16 protein-coding genes are annotated in these 20135 nt (G+C 45.3%); 8 read left to right on the top strand and 8 right to left on the bottom strand.

What is annotated here, in order from left to right; translation table 11 throughout:
- Positions 1-144: 144 nt before the first annotated feature.
- Together HOP38_RS15550 and ubiA are read left to right on the top strand one after the other, a co-directional pair.
- A complete protein-coding gene (locus tag HOP38_RS15550) occupies positions 145-684 on the top strand; it encodes a chorismate lyase (protein ID WP_031494467.1) in 540 nt (179 codons plus the stop codon).
- Positions 684-1541 carry a 4-hydroxybenzoate octaprenyltransferase gene (gene ubiA / locus HOP38_RS15545; protein WP_006074968.1) on the top strand — a complete coding sequence of 286 codons (858 nt, stop codon included), beginning with the start codon at positions 684-686 and terminating at the stop codon, positions 1539-1541. The genes HOP38_RS15550 and ubiA overlap by 1 nt, the downstream gene beginning before the upstream one ends.
- Before the next feature lie 57 nt (positions 1542-1598).
- On the opposite strand, the gene plsB is transcribed toward ubiA, so the two are convergent.
- Positions 1599-4058, bottom strand: a complete 2460-nt coding sequence (gene plsB / locus HOP38_RS15540; RefSeq protein ID WP_198558443.1) for a glycerol-3-phosphate 1-O-acyltransferase PlsB — start codon at positions 4056-4058, stop codon at positions 1599-1601.
- A gap of 284 nt (positions 4059-4342) precedes the next feature.
- Here plsB and lexA point away from each other — a divergent pair, with 284 nt between their 5' ends.
- The 5 genes from lexA to hemN all read left to right on the top strand — a co-directional run bounded on the left by lexA (position 4343) and on the right by hemN (position 8402).
- Entirely contained in the window at positions 4343-4963 is a 621-nt protein-coding gene (lexA, locus tag HOP38_RS15535) for a transcriptional repressor LexA (protein WP_006074971.1), read from the top strand.
- 147 nt (positions 4964-5110) lie between these two features.
- Complete coding sequence (locus HOP38_RS15530; RefSeq protein WP_031493661.1) at positions 5111-5749, top strand: class I SAM-dependent methyltransferase; 639 nt, start codon at positions 5111-5113, stop codon at positions 5747-5749.
- The gene (yihI, locus tag HOP38_RS15525; protein ID WP_006074973.1) at positions 5749-6309 is read left to right on the top strand and encodes a Der GTPase-activating protein YihI; all 561 of its coding nucleotides are present in this window, start codon (positions 5749-5751) and stop codon (positions 6307-6309) included. The genes HOP38_RS15530 and yihI overlap by 1 nt, the downstream gene beginning before the upstream one ends.
- A gap of 14 nt (positions 6310-6323) precedes the next feature.
- Entirely contained in the window at positions 6324-6818 is a 495-nt protein-coding gene (locus HOP38_RS15520) for a DUF2489 domain-containing protein (RefSeq protein ID WP_198558442.1), read from the top strand.
- A 192-nt stretch (positions 6819-7010) separates the two neighbouring features.
- Positions 7011-8402 carry an oxygen-independent coproporphyrinogen III oxidase gene (hemN, locus tag HOP38_RS15515; protein WP_038231134.1) on the top strand — a complete coding sequence of 464 codons (1392 nt, stop codon included), beginning with the start codon at positions 7011-7013 and terminating at the stop codon, positions 8400-8402.
- Here the strand turns inward: hemN and HOP38_RS15510 are convergent.
- The 5 genes from HOP38_RS15510 to glnA all read right to left on the bottom strand — a co-directional run bounded on the left by HOP38_RS15510 (position 8395) and on the right by glnA (position 15825).
- Positions 8395-10956: a bifunctional diguanylate cyclase/phosphodiesterase gene (locus tag HOP38_RS15510; protein ID WP_198558441.1), complete on the bottom strand. Its 2562-nt coding sequence runs from the start codon at positions 10954-10956 to the stop codon at positions 8395-8397. The two genes, hemN and HOP38_RS15510, sit on opposite strands and share 8 nt — an antisense overlap.
- Before the next feature lie 176 nt (positions 10957-11132).
- Positions 11133-12536, bottom strand: coding sequence for a nitrogen regulation protein NR(I) (glnG, locus tag HOP38_RS15505; RefSeq protein WP_062463177.1), 1404 nt, complete (start codon positions 12534-12536; stop codon positions 11133-11135).
- A 50-nt stretch (positions 12537-12586) separates the two neighbouring features.
- Positions 12587-13636, bottom strand: a complete 1050-nt coding sequence (glnL, locus tag HOP38_RS15500; protein WP_062463174.1) for a nitrogen regulation protein NR(II) — start codon at positions 13634-13636, stop codon at positions 12587-12589.
- A 144-nt stretch (positions 13637-13780) separates the two neighbouring features.
- Positions 13781-14299: a DUF4124 domain-containing protein gene (locus tag HOP38_RS15495; protein ID WP_198558440.1), complete on the bottom strand. Its 519-nt coding sequence runs from the start codon at positions 14297-14299 to the stop codon at positions 13781-13783.
- Positions 14300-14415: 116 nt separating this feature from the next.
- Positions 14416-15825 (bottom strand): glutamate--ammonia ligase, encoded by a 1410-nt coding sequence (gene glnA / locus HOP38_RS15490; RefSeq protein ID WP_006074981.1) that lies wholly within the window; start codon positions 15823-15825, stop codon positions 14416-14418.
- A 510-nt stretch (positions 15826-16335) separates the two neighbouring features.
- Between glnA and typA the strand changes: the two genes are divergently transcribed.
- A complete protein-coding gene (gene typA / locus HOP38_RS15485; RefSeq protein ID WP_006074982.1) occupies positions 16336-18168 on the top strand; it encodes a translational GTPase TypA in 1833 nt (610 codons plus the stop codon).
- Between the two features lie 85 nt (positions 18169-18253).
- On the opposite strand, the gene pssA is transcribed toward typA, so the two are convergent.
- Together pssA and HOP38_RS15475 are read right to left on the bottom strand one after the other, a co-directional pair.
- A complete protein-coding gene (gene pssA, locus HOP38_RS15480) occupies positions 18254-19594 on the bottom strand; it encodes a CDP-diacylglycerol--serine O-phosphatidyltransferase (protein ID WP_038223155.1) in 1341 nt (446 codons plus the stop codon).
- Positions 19595-19685: 91 nt separating this feature from the next.
- A complete protein-coding gene (locus tag HOP38_RS15475) occupies positions 19686-20117 on the bottom strand; it encodes a GNAT family N-acetyltransferase (protein ID WP_006074984.1) in 432 nt (143 codons plus the stop codon).
- Positions 20118-20135: the final 18 nt, after the last annotated feature.

The following is a 20135-nucleotide window of genomic DNA, read 5'->3' as shown; positions in this document are numbered from 1 at the left end:
ACTCCATTTAGCCGATATTCCATAAGCCTAATTTTGTTACAATAGCACGATACAACTAGAGTTTATGGCCTCTTCGAGTGGTACAATACGCCATTCAGAAGAATAATGATTGTACGCCTTAAGCGCGTGTTATTGAATAGCAAAATGAATGATTCAGTTTTCGATTATCTGAAAGTATTAAGCCACGCTCAATGGCAATCTCCAGAACAGTTTCGATTTACCAATGATAATGTCTTGCAATGGTTAACAGAGCAGGGCTCTTTGTCACATAAATTAAGTGCTCATTGTGATCACTTCGCAGTAGAAGTGGTGCGCAACGAAGCCAGTACTCCACAATGCATGTCACATGAAGAAGTGGAGTTACTTGATCACGAAGCCTGCTGGCTACGAGAGGTGGTGCTATCAGGCGATGATGTGCCTTGGGTCATCGGTCGCACATTGATGTCGCTCGATGCCATGGATAGAAGCCAATACGACATTTCACAACAAGGAACTGTACCTATTGGGGTCACCGTGTTTTCAAGCTCAGATACTAAGCGTGATGCACTGCAAGTGGCTATGATCTCGACTCCGCAAGGGGACTTGTTTGCTCGTCGTTCTCGTTTGTGGGTCTCAGGACATCCAATATTGGTCGCGGAGCTTTTTCTTCCCGATTCGCCGGTCTATAACATGGAGAGTGAATAATGACCTCGGCAAAGGCAAAAGCCTATTGGCAGTTAATGCGAATGGACAAACCCATCGGCTCGTTACTGCTGCTCTGGCCAACACTTTGGGCACTGATTCTTGCGGCCGAAGGGATACCAGATTTGCATGTATTAGTGGTTTTCTCATTGGGGGTGATCATGATGCGCAGTGCGGGTTGTGTGATTAACGACTTTGCAGATCGCAAGGTGGATGGTCATGTAGAACGCACCAAACTTAGACCGCTTCCAGCAGGTTTGGTGTCATCAAGAGAAGCCATAGCGCTGTTCCTTTTCCTCGCTATTGCGTCGTTTATCCTTGTATTGACGATGAATACTCTGACGATACAGCTGTCGTTTGTTGGACTATTTTTAGCGTTTATTTATCCATTTATGAAGCGCTATACCCATCTACCGCAATTGTTTTTAGGACTGGCTTTCAGTTGGTCTATTCCGATGGCGTGGGCTGCACAAGCAAATGAGCTGCCACCTATGGTTTGGTTTGTCTTTGTGATTAATGCCCTTTGGACCATTGGCTATGATACTCAATACGCCATGGTTGATCGTGACGATGACTTAAAAGTAGGGATCAAATCGACGGCAATCTTGTTTGGTCGCCGTGACAAACTCATCATTGGTTTATTGCAGTTTGCCACGTTACTTATGCTGTACACATTGGGTGGATGGTATGAACTCGGTGCGAGTTATTATTGGAGCTTGCTGGTGGCTGGGGCATTGTTTGTTTATCAACAATGGCTCATTAGACAGCGTGAGCGAATGCCGTGCTTCCAAGCTTTCCTCAATAACAACTATGTAGGCATGGTGGTGACGATCGGTTTGCTAGTAGCATTTTGGCCGTAGCAAGATAGAGAATAAAACAAAGGCGCTATTGAATAGCGCCTTTGTTATTTATGGGATTTACTCAGAAGTAGGTGCTTGTTCTATAGCATTTTCTACATCGCTTTGATGCACACTCTCCTGAATAGTTAATCTCACCTCAGGGTAGAGCAAGCTGTATAGTAGGCTAGCTAACGTTTCGGTAGCGGCGCTATCACAGTTACCTTCTACATCAAGGTAGCCTTGTTCTTTCAGGGTGCTGAACAGAGCTGCAAAGGCTCCTTTATCAAAGAACTCCGGAGCATTAATGCCATGAAGACGACCAAGACGCTGGGCAATTTCTTGGCTCTTCTGTTCCAAGTCACTCTTGCCTAGTTCAGGGTAGCTGGCCAGTAGATTAAGTGAAATCGCATAACGTTGAAGCGTCTCGGAAATCGTTCTACCTAGTAACATCAAGGTTTGAGTGTTGGATTGGTTCATTGAGACAAAACCTTGTTCCACCACGACCAGTTGCTGGCGCTCAAGTTCTGCAACGATGCCGTCGACGGCCTGTTCCAACTCTGCCTGGTCTAGATTCAAGAACAGCTCTTTCTTGAGGAAAGGATAAAGCTTTTCCACATTGTACTTGATAGCTTCAAGTGACAATTTATGTTGGCGGATTAACATTTGTGCGATCAAAGATGGCAATGCAAACAAGTGGATGATGTTGTTGCGATAGTAGGTCATCAGAATCGACTGGTGACGATCTAGGGAAATAATGTCACCTAAGGTATCAGATTCAATGACAAACTTGTCCAATGACTCGGCGTGAGCTACCAATTCTTCTGCTGAATCGTTAGGCAGCGTGCTAGTTTGTGAATAAGGAACATGCTTAAGCAGCGACAGATAACAATCAATCTGTGACACCAAGCTGTCACGAGATAACGCCCGTTGACGTGAGGCAAGCAAGGCTGTGGCACACAGCGTTAATGCATTAGTTGCCGCAGCATCGTTAATGTTAGTCATCATCTTGGTCGCAAGATCGTTTACTGCAGGTACCAACCACTGTGGTTTACTGGTGCCCATTGGATCAATGTCTTGCGTCCAGTTTGGCGCGGCTTCATTGAGATATTGATTGAGTGGAATTGGCTCACCAAAGTTCACATAGCCTTGACCAAAGTTGCGCAGTTTACGAATGGTCTTGATTACTTGGCCTGCATTCTCTTTTTCTTTGCGCTTACCACGTAGCTCTTTGGCGTAGGTGCTCACTTCCATCACATGTTCATAACCAATGTACACGGGAACTAGAGTGACAGGGCGGTTGAGGCCGCGCAACATCGCTTGAATCGTCATTGCCAGCATGCCGGTTTTTGCTTGCAGTAAACGGCCAGTACGTGAACGACCGCCTTCGCTGAAATATTCAACGGAATAGCCTTTGGCAAATAACTCTGCCAAATATTCGCGGAAAATCGTCGAATAAAGCTTATTTCCCTTGAAACTGCGGCGAATAAAGAACGCGCCACCACGACGGAAAATAGGCCCTGCTGGGAAGAAATTGAGGTTAATACCCGCAGCAATGTGCGGTGGTACCATGCCTTCACGGTAAAGAACATAGGACAATAATAGATAGTCCATATGACTACGGTGACAAGGTACATAAACAATTTCATGACCGTCTTGCGCTAAACGGCGCACGGTAGAAGCGTTATTGACGTTGATGCCTTGATAGAGTTTGTTCCACAGCCAATGAAGGATATGGTCGCCACTTTTTATCAGCTTATATGAGAAGTCAGCAGCAATTTCATCCATGATTTGATGAGCTTCTTTGCGTGCTTTTTGTTCACTAATATCGTTAGCTTTCGCGTAGTCTGTGATCGCTTGCTCAATCACTTGGGAGTTGAGTAAACGATGGAATAGTACTTGGCGGTTTGGCAGGTTAGGACCAGAGGCAGCGAACTTCTGTCTTGAGAAGTGGATACGGGCTACACGCGCCAGTTTGTGAGCGATAGATTCATCCGTGCCATGTGAATCTGCCATATAGCGTAGCGACACTACTGGGCTAAAGCGCACCATGCAGTCCCGACCTGAAGCAATAACCGCGAAGGCTTTTTGCAGACCGTTCATCGGTTGCAGGTAAGGCTTTGGTGTTTCTTCTTTACCAGGTTTACGGCCCCAAAGAACGGTGGTCGGAATAACCTGAACATCAAGTTCACGGTCTTTCTCGTGCTCTTTAAGCAAGTCAGAAAACAGTGCGATGGATTCGTTCGGAACGTTCTGGTCGCTACTAATGAGAGTTGGTCTTGAGGCGATGAAGACAAAGCGACTACGCTCTTCTCCATTGAGCACGATAGGCTCTAATGGATCCGGTAACCCAACGGCCAAGGCTTGCTCTTGTAATGCGAGCAGATCGACATTGGAGCTAAACGGAAGGGCGTACACCACAGGTTTCGTTGCATCGATATTGTGGTCTTCGATAGGGTTAGATGGAATCGCCGTCCCTTTTACCAATACCGACATTGGCAGTTTAAGAAAGGAACGGAACAGTGATTGTCCTGAAGACATAAAGGTTCACAGCCTCAATTTGTTCGAAAGAAACAATGCCTGAGAAGCACACATACTATGAATTGTAGTGTGTTAATCCTAGGCACTATATTTAGAGCGGTGCAAGCATACCAGAAACTGGTCTTACCTTTTAATGAAAAAACTCGTTACATCCTAATTCGGTGTTTTTTGCTCTGTCTGAGTTAGATATGGTGTTAAGCCGCTAAAAAAACAACCAATTGTCTTTGCAATTAAACCATTACTGGATATACTCACAGTTAACTGTATAAACAGACAGGTGAATTATGAAGCCGCTAACGCCACGACAACAGCAAGTTTTTGATTTAATCAAAAGCAAAATAGACGATGTAGGTATGCCACCTACTCGTGCCGAGATCGCGAAAGAGTTGGGTTTCCGCTCTGCGAATGCGGCAGAAGAACACCTAAAAGCTCTAGCACGTAAAAAAGCCATTGAAATTATCCCTGGTGCATCTCGAGGCATTCGTATTCTGCTTGAAGATGCAGCGAACGAAGACGCTGGCCTGCCATTGATTGGTCAAGTTGCTGCGGGTGAGCCTATTTTGGCGCAAGAGCATGTTGAAGCACACTACCAAGTTGATCCGAGCATGTTTAAACCACAAGCTGATTTTCTGCTGCGTGTTAATGGCGAAAGTATGAAGGACATCGGTATTATGGACGGCGACCTACTTGCAGTACATAAAACGCAGGATGTTCGTGATGGACAAGTGGTGGTTGCACGTGTCGATGACGATGTGACGGTAAAACGACTCGAGCGCAAAGGCGCGACCGTATTGCTGCATGCAGAAAACGAAGAATTTTCTCCGATTGAAGTCGATCTAACTGCTCAGCACCTTGCTATTGAAGGGGTTGCGGTTGGTATTATTCGCAACACTGATTGGATGTAATAGCACTAAGGCAGATAAGCAAACGACTTCTCTGCCTTAAATTCTACGCGTTTTTGATGAAATTGTAGAAAAAATACCCGTCTCCACTCCCCACCGTGCTCACTTTCTGGTATGTTTCGCACCCTTGTATCGTTCAGGAGATAAATTGTGGAAGCTTGCCCACTGTGTGCGGGACTTTCTGTACACCATTATCACAGCGATAAGAAGCGAGATTACTTGCAATGTGGTTCCTGTCAGTTGGTGTTTGTACCAAGGCAGCAACGACTTGATGCGAGCGCGGAAAAAGCGATTTATGACCTTCATATCAATGATCCTAGTGATGCTGGCTATCGACGTTTTTTATCTCGACTAGTCTCACCACTACAAGAACGATTATCACAAGGCTCAAAAGGTCTCGATTTTGGCTGTGGCCCGGGCCCAACCTTGTCTTTGATGTTCGAAGAGCAAGGCTATGACATGTCGCTGTATGATTTGTACTATTATCCAGAGAGTTCGGTATTAGATAATAGCTATGACTTCGTCACAGCAACGGAAGTTATTGAGCACTTGTATGAGCCAGACTTAGTTTGGCAACAATGGTTATCGCTCATTAAGCCTGCGGGATGGTTAGGCTTAATGACTAAAATGGTGGTTGATGTGGATGCCTTTGCCAAATGGCACTACAAGAACGACCAAACCCACGTTGTATTCTTTAGTCGAGCCACCTTTGTGTATTTGGCACAAAGAGATGGGCTGGAGTTAGAATTCATTGGTAATGATGTCATTTTACTGAGGAAGCTTACGTAATGAGTCGTAAGAAAAAATCGAGAAAGCCAGGCGCGAATCCAGAGCCTGTAATTGTTACACGCAACCGCACTGAATCGGATGTGGAAGGTCGCTTACGCAAGCGTTTGAAAAAGCGCAAAGGCCAGAAGTCTGGCAGTCGTCATTCAGAAGGTTCAAAAACCAAACAGGCAGGCAGCGCAGCAAAGCTAGACCCGCGTTTAGGTAGCAAGAAAAAAATCCCACTTATCGTTGATGATAAGAAAAAGCCAAGTAAACAAGAGCGTCGTTTATCTGCTGAGCAAGAACTTGAAATGCTCGAAAATGATGCACAGCTTAACGTATTGCTTGATCGTATTGAAAGCGGTGAAAACTTGGGTGCAGGTCTGCAAAAATACGTTGACGAGAAACTTGACCGAATTGAAGTACTGATGAACCGTCTTGGCCTAATGGAGCCAGAGATCGAAGATGAGTTTGAATCATCTATGGCTGAAGAACCTCGTCAGACAAAGGGCAAAGCAAGCAGCGATGCTGATTTGTTGTCTCAATTTGAAGAGCTAGACATCGACCAATTCAAGGATTAATAAGGGTAGAGTAGATGAATACCTTCACACTGTTAGCTATTGCTGGTGCCATCATTATTGTCGGCTTGGCTAGTTATGCGGGCTATTTGCTACTGCAACTTAAAAAGCAAAAGGAGTTGCAACAGCAGCATCGCGACTTGGCTATCCAAAAGCGAAATGCCAACATTTTTGAAAGCGTCGATACGATTTGTTTAGCGACGATTCAAGGGCAATGTGATGTATCAGAAGCGGCGATTAGACTCTACAACATCATGGACTACGTTCAAGGTAATGACCGTGTCGATTTTGATGAGAGCTACCCCGCGACTTCTGAGCTATATCATATCGTTAAAGATATGCCACGCGGTGATGCGCGACAAGAGATGAAAAAGCAAGACCGAATGCGGGATAACCTTACACGTCAGAAGGCAGAAGCGCGTTTGAATGACGCAATTATCGAAGAGCTCAAAAACCTTCAGCAGAAGGTTAAGCCACTGAACAATGCCATTGATATTAAGCTTGTAGGATAGCCTTTTCGTTTCGTTGGTCATGACTAGTGATCAAGCTAGCATTTTTGTTGACGATTTGAGCAAAAATGCAGTTAACGGCGCTCCCTGTCATATTCCTGTGGCAAAATAGCGCCTAGTTGACGCACCGCCAATCTGCGTTCGTTAGGTTGCGATTGGGGCGTCAAGAAACACATGTTTATTGGAAGTATTACCATGTCTCAAAGTCAATCAGAAACTAAGCAACAGATAGTCTGGGATCAAGCGATTCTCGATAAGTATAACTACTCGGGTCCTCGTTATACCTCATATCCGACCGCTGTCGAGTTCCACGAAGCTTATACCATCTCTGATTACGACATGGCGTGTACTCAATATCCAGAACGTCCACTATCGCTGTACGTTCATATTCCGTTCTGCCATAAGCTTTGCTATTACTGTGGCTGTAATAAAGTGATTACCCGTCATGCACACAAAGCCGATGAGTATCTCGATGTTATCGAACACGAAATTCGTCAGCGTGCATCATTGCTTCAGGGTCGTAAAGTGACTCAGTTGCATTTTGGTGGCGGTACGCCAACCTTCCTAACCAAAAGCCAGATCAGTCGATTGATGGCAATTCTTCGTGGTGAGTTCTTCTTCCAAGAAGGTGCTGAGATTAGTATCGAAGTTGATCCGCGTGAAATTGAGTTGGATATGTTGGACCATCTGCGCTCAGAAGGCTTTAACCGCCTGAGTATCGGCGTTCAAGACTTCAATAAAGAAGTGCAAAAGCTGGTGAATCGTGAGCAAGATGAAGAGTTTATCTTTGCCATGGCTGAGCGTGCCAAACAACTAGGTTTCCGTTCAACCAACCTCGACCTTATCTATGGTTTACCGAAGCAAACGAAACAGCGTTTTGCCGAGACACTTGAGCAGGTTCTGACCATGCGTCCAGGGCGTTTATCGGTGTTTAATTATGCTCACATGCCAAACTTATTTGCCGCGCAGCGTAAGATTAAAGACGAGGATCTTCCTCAAGCTGAAGAAAAAATGGCGATCTTGCAAGATACTATTGCGACGTTGACTGGCGCAGGCTATCAGTTTATCGGTATGGACCACTTCGCTCTTCCTGAAGATGAATTAGCGGTTGCACAGCGTGCGGGTGAGCTGCATCGAAACTTCCAAGGTTACACGACGCAAGGTGATTGCGACCTAGTTGGTTTTGGTGTTTCTGCGATTTCTATGATTGGCGACAGCTACGCACAAAACCAGAAAGAGCTGAAAAAGTACTACGCTCAAGTGAATGATTTGAGACATGCACTGTGGAAAGGTGTAGTCCTTGATAAAGATGACTTGATTCGCCGTGAAGTGATCAAGCAGCTTATCTGTAACTTCAAGCTCGACAAAACATTTATAGAAAAGACCTTTGGCATTAGCTTCTCAAGCTATTTCGCTGAAGATATGAAATTGCTGCAAACGTTTATTGATGATGAATTAGTTGCAGTGTCAGACGATTCAATTGAAGTGACACTGCGTGGTCGTTTATTGATTCGTAATATCTGCATGTGTTTTGACAAATATCTGCGTCAAAAAGCGCGTCAGCAACAGTTCTCCCGCGTTATTTAATATCTACCGTATTTTTCATATTGGTCGCAGCAGCCAGCTGCGGCCATTGTTCTAACGGTGTCGGTCGACCATACAAATACCCCTGTGCATGATGACAGCCAAGGTCATGAACGAGCTTAGCTTGCAGTGGTGTTTCTATCCCTTCAGCCACAAGCGTAAACCTAAAGCTGCTTGATAGCTTAGTGATTGCTGCAACAACACTCTGCTCAGCATTGTCTGGAGTCAGTCTATCTACAAAGGCTTTATCGACCTTCAGGCTATTAAATGGCAGCTTGTGGAGATAGGCGAGGGAAGAATAGCCAGTACCAAAATCGTCGATAGCAATATTAACGCCAAGCGCTCTAATTTTGCTGAGGTTGCCAAGGGTGATTGGATCATTGTCAGCCAGTCGCGATTCCGTCACTTCGACAGTAAGCTGACTTGCCGGAAAACCTGCTCGTTTGAGCAGTCCTGACAATTCATCCACATAGCTTGCGCTCGCTAGTTCAATGACTGAGACATTAATGTGCAATTGAAAGTGCGCAGGTAACTGTTGTTGTTTGATGGCTTTGACAACGGTTTCGAGGCTTTTCTCTGCCATAATCCGACCAATACTGCTAATCAGTCCCGAACCTTCAGCAATAGGAATGAAATCCAAAGGTGAAATGAATTGTCCTTCATCATCACGAAGTCGCAGTAGAGCTTCAGCACCTAAAATTTGGCCATTGTCGAGTTCAATAATGGGTTGGAAATGCACCTCAAACTTCTTGTTATCAATGGCATGACGTAATGTCGCTAACAAGCGTGTTTTCTTTTTCGAACTCTCTGCCATGTCGGGGGTATAAATGCAGCAGCGCTGACAATCAAACTTTGCGTGGCTATGGGCAATGCCTGCATTTCGCAGCGTTGTGTCTGTGGTATCCTCTTCGGTAATAGGTGCGATACCAATAGAGACCTGTAACATTAATGGCTCACCTTGCATCACGAAGGGGGCGCTGAATATCTGTCTAATTCGATGTTGATAACACATCTGTTGCTGTGGCTTCACATCAGGTAGGTAGATGGCAAACTCGTCACCGGCAACTCGCCCTAGCACACCATTTTCAAGCAACACCCACGCTTTGAGTCTCTCTGCAATGACGGAGAGTAAAATATCACCTTGATGGTGACCTAAGCTGTCATTGATATCTCTAAATTGATTAATACCGAGCAGCATCATACAGCCGCTGTTGCTTTTCATTGCATTGCAGGTCTCAATAAAGCCTTGTCGGCTATACAGCTTGGTCAAGCTGTCACGGGTGAGCTGTTCTCGCAAAGTATGAAACGATGCTTGCAAGTGTGAGCGCATGGCGGAGAAGCTTTCTACGAGCAGCGAGATCTCTTTGATACGATTGTTTTTGGGTAATGGGTAGTCCCAAGAGCCATTAGAAATCTGTTTTGCCGCCTCAGCGGTTTCAGACATAGGCAGAATCAGTCGGTTGATGATGACGATACCGACAAGTAACCCCAGCACGCCTAAAATCAAGCCCGCGATTAGCGTTTGGTTGCTAATCATGGGTATATCGCCAAGCAGAGCGTGATTGGAGATAGATACCACAACGTACCAACTTAAATTGGTATTAGTTTGATAATGACTAACCATCACATAATGGGTGTCTCCCCGGTAAGGAAAGGCGAATAAGTGAGGTTCAGTCAGTTCGGTATTATCTAAAGTTTGATCAAGAAAGGTCAAAGCAGGATGCAAGCGGTCAGCCATTGATAGCCTTTGTCCGTTAGCATCGAGAATCGATTCATCATCGGCTTGTGCGATGAGCTGACGCTGGTTATCAATAATAAAGACTTGCGCGTTATGGGCGTGTTTTAATTCATTGAGAAAGAGACTAAAAGTATCGATCTGTACATCAACAGCAGCCACTCCAACGAAGGTTCGAATGTCTCCGTCTGAGCTAAATACCGGAGCGAGAGCAGAAATTGTCACTTCTTGTTCCGCGTCGGCGTTGGCATACAGCTTTGACCACATAGCCACGGGGTTTTCTTTGACCGGCTGGTACCAAGGGCGCAATCTTGGGTCATAAGGTTTTATGGTATCGATGACTTGAGACTGTCGGTTTTCACCTTGGTAGATATTAAGCTGCTCACCAGTATTCGCGTCCTTTACCATCAAAGAGTAACCGTTTGGGGTATGAATGGACTTTGCATCTCGTATGGCAAGGAATTCACCTAACTCGCCGCCAAAACCCAATAAGTCAATTTGCGAAAACTCAGTATGAAGGGATTTAAAACTGGACAGCAAATAATCTTCGATAGCTAGAGCATCATTGGCGGAATACAGCTGATGGTATTCAATCGCATGAGCTAATGCGTCGGCCACTGCCATCGGCCTTTCAAGATAGATATCTAAGCTCTGAATCACGTTGTAGCTTAAGCTAGTAAGCTGCTTTTCACTTATCTCCAACGCAAGGTCGTCGTAGTGCTCTTTCTGTAGCCATAAAATGGTGCCGATCGAGCACAGAAACACCAAAATAAATGGTGTGATTAGGGCTTTCTTGAAGGAGATTTTCAGTAAACCTGGCATATGCTCTGATGTTGTGTGGCAACGAGCTCGCAGATAGGCCTGAGGCTTTGCCGTAACGTATTAATAATCAATAGTTATAAATCGGCCGATTGATAGAATTATTTAGGTCATTTGAGACTAAATGACCTAAATAATGGCGGTGCGTTAGGCAAGTCGATGATCTAATAAGAACTTTGTTAGTAGAGTTCTTTTAGCTTTCTAGTAAGAGTATTCCGTCCCCAGCCGAGCACTTTCGCTGCATCTTGCTTATGGCCATTGGTGTGGCTAAGAGCTGCTTCAAGCAATATACGCTCGAATTGCGGTTGTGCATGGTTAAGTATTTCTGTCTCACCAGACTCAAGGGCCTGCTGAGCCCATGAAGAGAGTAGTGACTGCCAATCCCCAGCACCGATATCAGTAATGCGTCTTGGCTCTTCTAATAACTCGGTAGGCAAATCACTTGGTAGAATTTCACTGCCGCTGGCCATCACCGTGAGCCATCGACAGGTATTCTCAAGCTGGCGCACATTTCCCGGCCAGTCGAGCTTATTTAAGATATCCACTGTGTCCGGATTAAGAGACTTGGTCTCCACACCGAGTTCTTCTGCTGCTAAAGACAAGAAATGCAATGTCAGCTTTTCAATATCCTGTTTACGTTCTCGAAGAGATGGGATATGGATACGAATGACGTTAAGACGATGGAATAAATCCTCACGGAATTCGCCTTCGGTCACCAGCTTTTCGAGGTTTTGGTGAGTCGCGGCGACGATACGTACATCCACTTTGACTGCAGAGTGCCCACCGACACGATAGAACTGCCCATCGGCTAAGACGCGTAGCAATCGAGTCTGAATATCCAATGGCATGTCACCAATCTCATCTAAGAATAAGGTCCCGCCGTTGGCTTGTTCAAAACGTCCTTGGCGCACGCTATTTGCACCAGTAAATGCACCTTTCTCATGGCCAAATAGCTCTGACTCGATAAGGTCTTTGGGAATTGCCGCCATATTGAGTGCGATAAAAGGTTTGCTAGAGCGAGGGCTGTGGCGATGTAAGGCGTGCGCGACAAGCTCTTTACCCGTACCTGATTCACCATTAATGAGTACAGAAATGGAGGAACGAGATAAACGGCCAATCGCTCGAAACACTTCTTGCATAGCGGGCGCTTCACCAATAATTTCCGGTGCATCAGCTGCGATCACCTCTTCCTGTGAAAGAGCACTTTTCTGCTCTAGGCTGTGAGTAATAGCGCGCTCGACCAGAGTGAGGGTCTCATCGATATCAAAAGGCTTAGGTAGATACTCAAAGGCGCCTTTTTGGTAGGCGTTTACCGCCGCATCGAGATCAGAGTGTGCGGTCATTATGATGACTGGTAAATCTGGGGCGCTTTCTTGAACTCGATTTAGCAGTTCAATGCCGTCAATACCGGGCATACGGATATCGGACACCAATACATCCGGTGTTTCCCGCTCCAATGCCATTAGCACGCTTTCTGCATCGGCAAATGTCTCGCATTTGATATTTGCTGATGAAAGGGTTTTATCCATTACCCATCGTATTGAGCTGTCGTCGTCGACGACCCATACATATCCTTTACTCATAGCCAAACTTCCTTACAGCAAGCCATATTAAGTCCTCTTTCTCCTTGAGGCTAAATAGGCAGATAAATAGTAAAAATGGTGCGACCGGGCCAACTTTCTACATCTATTTTTCCATTATGTTGGTCGATCAAATTTTGCGAAATGGACAGCCCAAGACCCGTTCCGCCTTCTCTGCCACTTACCATGGGGTAGAACAGCGTATCTTGGAGTTCGGCCGGAATGCCGGGGCCATTGTCAATAATCTCTATCCGAGCAGCGAGTTTATGGCGCTGTCCATGAATATTGGCTTGATGCACAGTGCGCGTGCGCAAGGTGATTTGCCCATTATCTTGTTGTTTTAATATTTGCGCGGCATTACTGGTAATGTTCAATAACGCTTGTTCGATTTGGTCGGTATCCATCAAGATCGGCGGTAGACTAGGGTCATAGTCTCGCTCTATGGTCAGGCTGGTTCCTGCATCAAGCTCTACCAACTGACGTACCTTTTCTAAAATGAGGTGTAGATTTTCTTCTTTTTTCGTTCCTGGACGTTGTGGTCCAAGAAGCCTATCGACCAGCGCTCTTAATCGGTCTGCTTGTTCAATGATGATATTGGTGTACTCATTAAGTGAGGGGTCAGGCAACATCTTTGATAAAAGTTGTGCCGCACCTCGCAGGCCCCCAAGCGGGTTCTTTATCTCATGAGCGAGGCCTCTTACCAGCAACTTTGCAGCTTGTTGTTGGGCATGCTGGTTGAGCTCCTGAGTCAGCCTTTTTTGCTGACCAATCTTACGCATTTCCACCAAAAGCATCAGTTCCTTATTCCAAGATAAGGGGCTAACAGTCACCTCTAATAACAGCGGTTTGCCATCAACAACTAAAGTGACATCACTATCGGTAATACTTTGGCCACTTTGTAGAGGCTGAGTAAGTAAAGCCAAGTCTAGAGAAGCGTGTTGAATAAATTGAGAAAGGTGGCAATTAAGCAGTCTCTTGGAACTTTGCGAGAACAATTGCTCTGCGGCAGGGTTAGCGTATTGAACTGTTAATCCCTCATTGAGCATTAAGGTCGCCGTTACCACATTATTGAGTATTGCACTGGTGAGTTCACAGTTTGCCACACGCTATCCTTAATCGGTTTTGCATTGCGTTGCTTTATTATGGTGCGTTGCACGCAATGTCTTTTGTTTATGCACTAAAATGGTGCATTGATAATTCCAAGTATGGCGCAATTTTTTATAGAGTAAAAGCGTAAACGCTGATGGCTATGGCGATTGCACCGATGCACGATGTAAATGCACTGTTATCGTATTGGACGATGCAATAACCTTGCCGTTTTGTTGCGCTTGAATGGTTAGGGTGTGAGTTCCTCGGTCAATTGCGGTTAATGACCAATAAGGAGTAGTTTTCGGTGCACCATATACCTTGCCATCGAGAAGAAGTTGCAGCTTGGCTGCGACGTGAAGTCTGCCATCTATGTGACCAATAACATCGAAATTACCAGCGTTGTTGCGAATGGTGGCATCGTGAGTGGGAGTGCGGATGCTGACTTTTAGCCTGATAGGCTTGGGTGTTGGAGTTTCTGAGAAAGAACTTGTTGCTGGGGAAACTTCATTGCTGGGGTAAGGGGCGGGAGGCTCAGGCAACACAATTAACGACGATTGAGGGTTAGTAGGATGATCACTGAAGTGCTGCACACCTTTTTCATCGACCCAGGTGTAGATCTCTATACTCCAAGATAGGGGACTCAGGATACACAGTATCAATATCAGGGCAGATTTCATGTTAGCGGAACCTTGCGTTACTTAAGAGTCCTGATGGTAATGCTGCAAGAAATAACACGGACATAAAAAAGGCCCGCCTGCGAGGCGAGCCTAATAATTGGTTGTAAACCTTTGAATTATACTGAGTAGTATAGTTCGAACTCAAGTGGGTGAGTTGTCATGTTTACTTTCTCTACGTCTTGAGACTTAAGATCGATGTAAGAATCGATAAAGTCATCAGAGAATACACCGCCAGAAGTTAGGAACTCACGGTCAGCGTCTAGACACTCTAGCGCTTCTTTTAGTGAGTAAGCCACTGTTGGGATCTCTGCAGCTTCTTCAGCTGGTAGATCGTAAAGGTCTTTGTCCATTGCTTCACCTGGGTGAATCTTGTTCTTGATACCGTCAAGACCAGCCATAAGCATTGCAGCAAAGCATAGGTATGGGTTTGCTGATGGGTCACCGAAACGTAGCTCGATACGACGCGCTTTCGGGCTTGGTACCACTGGGATACGGATAGAAGCAGAACGGTTACGTGCAGAGTAAGCAAGCATAACTGGTGCTTCGAAGCCTGGTACAAGACGCTTGTACGAGTTAGTTGATGCGTTGGCAAATGCGTTGATTGCTTTAGCGTGCTTGATAACACCACCGATGTAGTAAAGCGCCATTTCAGATAGGCCGCCGTACTTGTCGCCAGCGAATAGGTTAACACCGTCTTTCGCTAGAGATTGGTGAACGTGCATACCAGAACCGTTATCACCTACTAGAGGCTTAGGCATGAATGTCGCTGTCTTACCAAATGCGTGAGCAACGTTGTGTACAACGTACTTGTAAACTTGGATTTCGTCCGCTTTAGCCGTTAGCGTGTTGAAACGAGTAGCGATTTCGTTCTGACCCGCTGTTGCTACTTCGTGGTGGTGAGCTTCAACAACTTGACCCATTTCTTCTAGAACTAGACACATTGCAGAACGGATATCTTGAGAAGAGTCAACTGGAGCTACTGGGAAGTAACCACCTTTAACGCCTGGACGGTGACCTTTGTTACCACCTTCGAAGTCAGTGCCTGTGTTCCAAGCCGCTTCTACGTCGTCAATCTTGAAGAATGAACCAGACATGTCTGTTGCGAATTTAACATCGTCAAATAGGAAGAACTCTGGCTCTGGACCAACAAGTACAGTATCTGCAATGCCAGTAGAACGTAGGTAGTCTTCTGCGCGCTTAGCGATTGAACGTGGGTCACGGTCGTAGCCTTGCATTGTTGCAGGCTCAAGGATGTCACAACGAATGTTCAGAGTTGCATCTTCAGTGAATGGGTCTAGAACTGCGCTTGCCGCGTCAGGCATCATTACCATGTCTGATTCGTTGATGCCTTTCCAACCAGCAACTGATGAACCGTCGAACATTTTGCCTTCTTCAAAGAAGTCTGCATCTACTTGGTGTGCAGGGATAGAAACGTGCTGCTCTTTACCCTTAGTGTCTGTAAAGCGTAGATCTACGAATTTAACTTCGTTCTCTTGGATCAGCGATAGAACATTTTCTACTGACATCTTGGAAAACCTCCAGTGTTATTAAAGCGGTTAAGTACTCGATTAGTGTTAATCGGCATTGATTAACGTCTGCTTATTGAAGTGCGTTAATCGATGCTGATTTTACTAAAGCTAAAACCGTGCCAAAAAATAAATCCGTTATTTTTCATGTTGTTACAAAATTACTCATCATAATGGAGCAAGATGATGCACCAAAATGATCATTGAATGCACTTTTATGGTGCAATGTTAAATTTCTGCACCAAGTTGAATCAATGATGCCATACATTCAGCATGGTTTTTGAATCGGTGTCAACTGCAATCCTACGATGCGCAGATCGACTGCGCTAAAATAGTGAATTTGGCGCTAGCGCCCGATATTTACGGCAAAACTAGCTTAAACCGACTATGTTTAAGCAAGATTTCAACGAAGAAGATCACAACTCTCGTAATTTCTGGTATATTGCGGGCGTTTTTTTAATCGAGTCAGCGGCTATCGTGCGGCGACTCTTGACTGAGTGAAAGAAATCTATGTCAACTCCACAGATTGATAAGTTAAGAAACATTGCGATTATCGCGCACGTTGACCACGGTAAAACTACCCTTGTTGACAAGCTACTTCAGCAATCCGGTACTCTAGAGTCTCGCGGTGAAACTGAAGAGCGAGTTATGGACTCGAATGATATCGAAAAGGAACGTGGTATCACGATCCTTGCTAAAAACACAGCGATCAACTGGAATGATCACCGCATCAACATCGTAGATACTCCGGGACACGCGGACTTCGGTGGTGAAGTTGAGCGCATTATGTCGATGGTAGACTCTGTACTGCTGATCGTTGACGCTGTAGATGGTCCGATGCCGCAAACTCGCTTTGTAACGCAAAAAGCATTTGCACATGGCCTTAAGCCTATTGTTGTTATCAACAAAATCGACCGCCCAGGTGCTCGCCCTGATTGGGTTATGGACCAAGTATTTGACTTGTTCGACAACCTAGGTGCATCTGACGAACAATTAGACTTCCAAGTAGTTTACGCATCAGCGCTAAACGGTTGGGCAACGTTGGAAGAAGGCGAAGAAGGCGAGAACATGGAACCATTGTTCCAAGCTATCGTTGATAACGTTGAAGCACCTGCTGTTGACCCTGAGGGTGCACTGCAAATGCAGATCTCTCAGCTAGACTATAGCTCTTACGTTGGTGTTATCGGTGTAGGCCGTGTGACTCGTGGTACGGTTAAGCCGAACCAACAAGTAACGGTTATCGGTGCTGATGGTAAGACTCGTAACGGTAAAGTAGGTACAGTTTTAGGTTACCTAGGCCTTGAGCGTCACGAAGTTCAGCAAGCAACTGCAGGCGATATCATCGCAATCACTGGTCTTGGCGAGCTAAAAATCTCTGACACTATCTGTGCGCAGGGTGAAGTGGAAGCGCTACCAGCACTGTCTGTTGACGAACCAACAGTAACCATGACATTCCAAGTAAACACGTCTCCATTCGCAGGTAAAGAAGGTAAGTTCGTGACTTCACGTAACATCCTTGAGCGTCTAGAGAAGGAACTGGTACACAACGTAGCACTACGCGTTGAGCAACTGGATGATCCAGATAAGTTCCGTGTATCTGGTCGTGGTGAACTACACCTATCTATCCTGATCGAAAACATGCGTCGTGAAGGCTTTGAGTTAGCGGTTTCTCGTCCTGAAGTTATCATCAAAGAAGAAGATGGTCAGAAGCAAGAACCATACGAAACTGTAACTATCGACGTAATGGAAGAGCACCAAGGTAGCATCATGGAAGCTATCGGCTTACGTAAAGGTGAGCTAACGGACATGGCTCCAGATGGTAAAGGTCGTATTCGTATGGACTTCATGATGCCATCTCGCGGTCTAATCGGTTTCCAAACTGAATTCATGACACTAACGTCTGGTTCTGGTCTTCTATACCACACGTTCGATCACTACGGTCCATTCAAGGGCGGTGAGATTGGTCAGCGTGTAAACGGTGTACTTATCTCGAACGGTGCTGGTAAAGCGCTAACAAACGCACTGTTTAACCTACAAGAGCGCGGCCGTATGTTTATCGGTCACGGTGTTGAGGTTTACGAAGGCATGGTTATCGGTATCCATAGCCGTGACAACGACCTAACGGTAAACCCGCTTAAAGGTAAGCAGCTAACTAACGTTCGTGCTTCTGGTACTGATGACGCACAGGTTCTTACTCCGCCAATCATTATGACTCTAGAGCAAGCACTTGAGTTCATCGATGATGACGAGCTAGTAGAAGTAACACCTGAAAGCATCCGCATCCGTAAGAAGTTCCTTTCGGAAAGCGATCGTAAGCGTGCAAGTCGCGAAGCTAAGTCTTAATTGATTTAGGTGAGATGTAAAAAAACCAGCCGCGAGGCTGGTTTTTTTGTGTTTGCTTTTTCGAAGACGCTAAAGGTTGAATAACTTAAAGTAACTGTTTCAATACTCTATCAGCTTGAACTCGAGTAATTTTCTTCAGCAATTTTTGTACAGGCGCTGGATAGTTTTCCACTTTTTCCAACTGCTTATAGGTACAGATCAACTGGGTGTGTTCAAGGATGTTTTCCACCTCAGCCTCAAACTTGTCGACAAGATGCGAGTAATGATCCTGAATCAAAATGGCATTCTCTAAATCCAAGCTCCAAGCTCGTGGATTTAGGTTGTTGCCTGTAATCAGCATATAACGCTTATCGACCCAAATACCTTTTAGGTGGAAGCTGTTGTCATCATGTTTCCATAGGCGAATGCACAAATTGCGACTCGCGATATGTGCTTCGTTAGCTTTAGCAAAGCGACGCAGATTCATTTCATAGAGGTAAGGCAAACCACCAATGGTTTTGAAGTCTTCCTCTGGAGAAATGTAGAAATCGTTCGCCGTCTTATCACCCACCACGATTTTCACTTTAACACCGCGTTTCAGGGCACGCTTGATTTCTTTTGCTACCGACTTAGGGAAGTTGAAGTAAGGGGTACAAATAAAAATCTCGTCTTTAGCGCTAGCTAATAGCTGATTGATGCTTTGGTTAAGCTTGTTTCGACGCTTACCAATACCAACAATAGGTGTCACCGCTACTTGGTGTTCATTACTCGGCTGGGCATTAAATTGATAACGTGCCTGAGACAGTGAACCACGCAGTTGTCGGATTTCTGCCTTAATATCTTTTGTCGTTGGCTTTTCTGGCAATGACAGGTCGTTGACGGCAGGATTGGCAATCAGTTCGTTTGCAACAAACTGAGCCATACTATTTGCTAGTTCAGGGTTGTTCAGAACATGGTAGCGGTCGAATCGGTAACGCTCATCGTAATTTAAGTAGATGTTGTTAAGACTAGCGCCGCTGTATATCACTTTATCATCGATAATAAAGCCTTTAAGGTGCAAGACCCCAAATACTTCTCTGCCACGCACTGGAATACCGTAAACAGGAACGGCATGCTCGTGGTTTTGTCTAAACTCGCGATACATCACTGCGTTGCCATCAGACTGGTCAGCGCCAATCAGACCACGTTGTGCACGGTGCCAGTCAACACAAACAGCAATATCGAGAGCCGGATTCTTTTGCTTTGCTTGATAAAGTTCAGTCAGGATTTGGCGTCCAGCGTCATCATCTTCTAAATACAAAGCGACTAGGTAGATTCTTGATTGTGCTTCGCGTATCGCTTGAATTAAATACTCGCGATAATCTTTAGCGGAATACAATACATCCAGTGCATTGGGATCCTGCGCGATTGAGGGAAGCTGTTCAAAAGAGTTCCTAAGAGCCATCATATGAGGGACTGTACCTTTGGTCATTGCAAAATTGCGAACCTAGAATTTTACCAAACTCTTGCCCTAAATGGGTAGTAAAGCGTTGATAAGTTTAACGGGGATCAATGTATCGCATAGCTGCCAGTGCTTTTCCGCCGTGAATATAACGAGAAAACAGTTGCTTAAGAGGACCTGGTAGCTCTTCTTGGGTAATCACTTTAAAGCCATGTTGTCCATAAAATCCCTGTAAATGTTCTAGTGCAAAACAAAAATCGTTATTGGTCAGCTCATTTTGTCGCAGTTGTGCCATGAAATGATGACCGATACCTTGTTGGCGGAAGTCTGGAAGAACCAGCATGCCGGTCATCAATCGATACTGCTCGATGGTACGAAATCGTACGAGGGCACAGAGGCTGTGGCCTTGGCTAAGAGTGAGAATACGTTCATCACTTTTTGGTTTGCCAGCTGGGTAGTGTGCTTTATACAGTTTTTTGGCAATCGGCAGTTTAATGGGGTCTAGCATACCGAATTTTAACGTATCCATAGCCAATGCTCGTTTCAA

It is taken from the genome of Vibrio mediterranei (assembly GCF_013364395.1).
GTDB lineage: Bacteria > Pseudomonadota > Gammaproteobacteria > Enterobacterales > Vibrionaceae > Vibrio > Vibrio mediterranei.
The sequence above is the reverse complement of the archived record's forward strand: the minus strand, read 5'-3'. Positions and strand labels throughout refer to the sequence as shown.

Excerpts from the sequence above, each read along its gene's own strand:
- HOP38_RS15550 (WP_031494467.1), top strand. The coding sequence starts at position 145 with ATGAATGATTCAGTTTTCGATTATCTGAAAGTATTAAGCCACGCTCAA.
- ubiA (WP_006074968.1), top strand. The coding sequence starts at position 684 with ATGACCTCGGCAAAGGCAAAAGCCTATTGGCAGTTAATGCGAATGGAC.
- plsB (WP_198558443.1), bottom strand. The coding sequence starts at position 4,058 with ATGTCTTCAGGACAATCACTGTTCCGTTCCTTTCTTAAACTGCCAATG.
- lexA (WP_006074971.1), top strand. The coding sequence starts at position 4,343 with ATGAAGCCGCTAACGCCACGACAACAGCAAGTTTTTGATTTAATCAAA.
- yihI (WP_006074973.1), top strand. The coding sequence starts at position 5,749 with ATGAGTCGTAAGAAAAAATCGAGAAAGCCAGGCGCGAATCCAGAGCCT.
- HOP38_RS15520 (WP_198558442.1), top strand. The coding sequence starts at position 6,324 with ATGAATACCTTCACACTGTTAGCTATTGCTGGTGCCATCATTATTGTC.
- hemN (WP_038231134.1), top strand. The coding sequence starts at position 7,011 with ATGTCTCAAAGTCAATCAGAAACTAAGCAACAGATAGTCTGGGATCAA.
- HOP38_RS15510 (WP_198558441.1), bottom strand. The coding sequence starts at position 10,956 with ATGCCAGGTTTACTGAAAATCTCCTTCAAGAAAGCCCTAATCACACCA.
- glnG (WP_062463177.1), bottom strand. The coding sequence starts at position 12,536 with ATGAGTAAAGGATATGTATGGGTCGTCGACGACGACAGCTCAATACGA.
- HOP38_RS15495 (WP_198558440.1), bottom strand. The coding sequence starts at position 14,299 with ATGAAATCTGCCCTGATATTGATACTGTGTATCCTGAGTCCCCTATCT.
- glnA (WP_006074981.1), bottom strand. The coding sequence starts at position 15,825 with ATGTCAGTAGAAAATGTTCTATCGCTGATCCAAGAGAACGAAGTTAAA.
- typA (WP_006074982.1), top strand. The coding sequence starts at position 16,336 with ATGTCAACTCCACAGATTGATAAGTTAAGAAACATTGCGATTATCGCG.
- pssA (WP_038223155.1), bottom strand. The coding sequence starts at position 19,594 with ATGATGGCTCTTAGGAACTCTTTTGAACAGCTTCCCTCAATCGCGCAG.
- HOP38_RS15475 (WP_006074984.1), bottom strand. The coding sequence starts at position 20,117 with ATGGATACGTTAAAATTCGGTATGCTAGACCCCATTAAACTGCCGATT.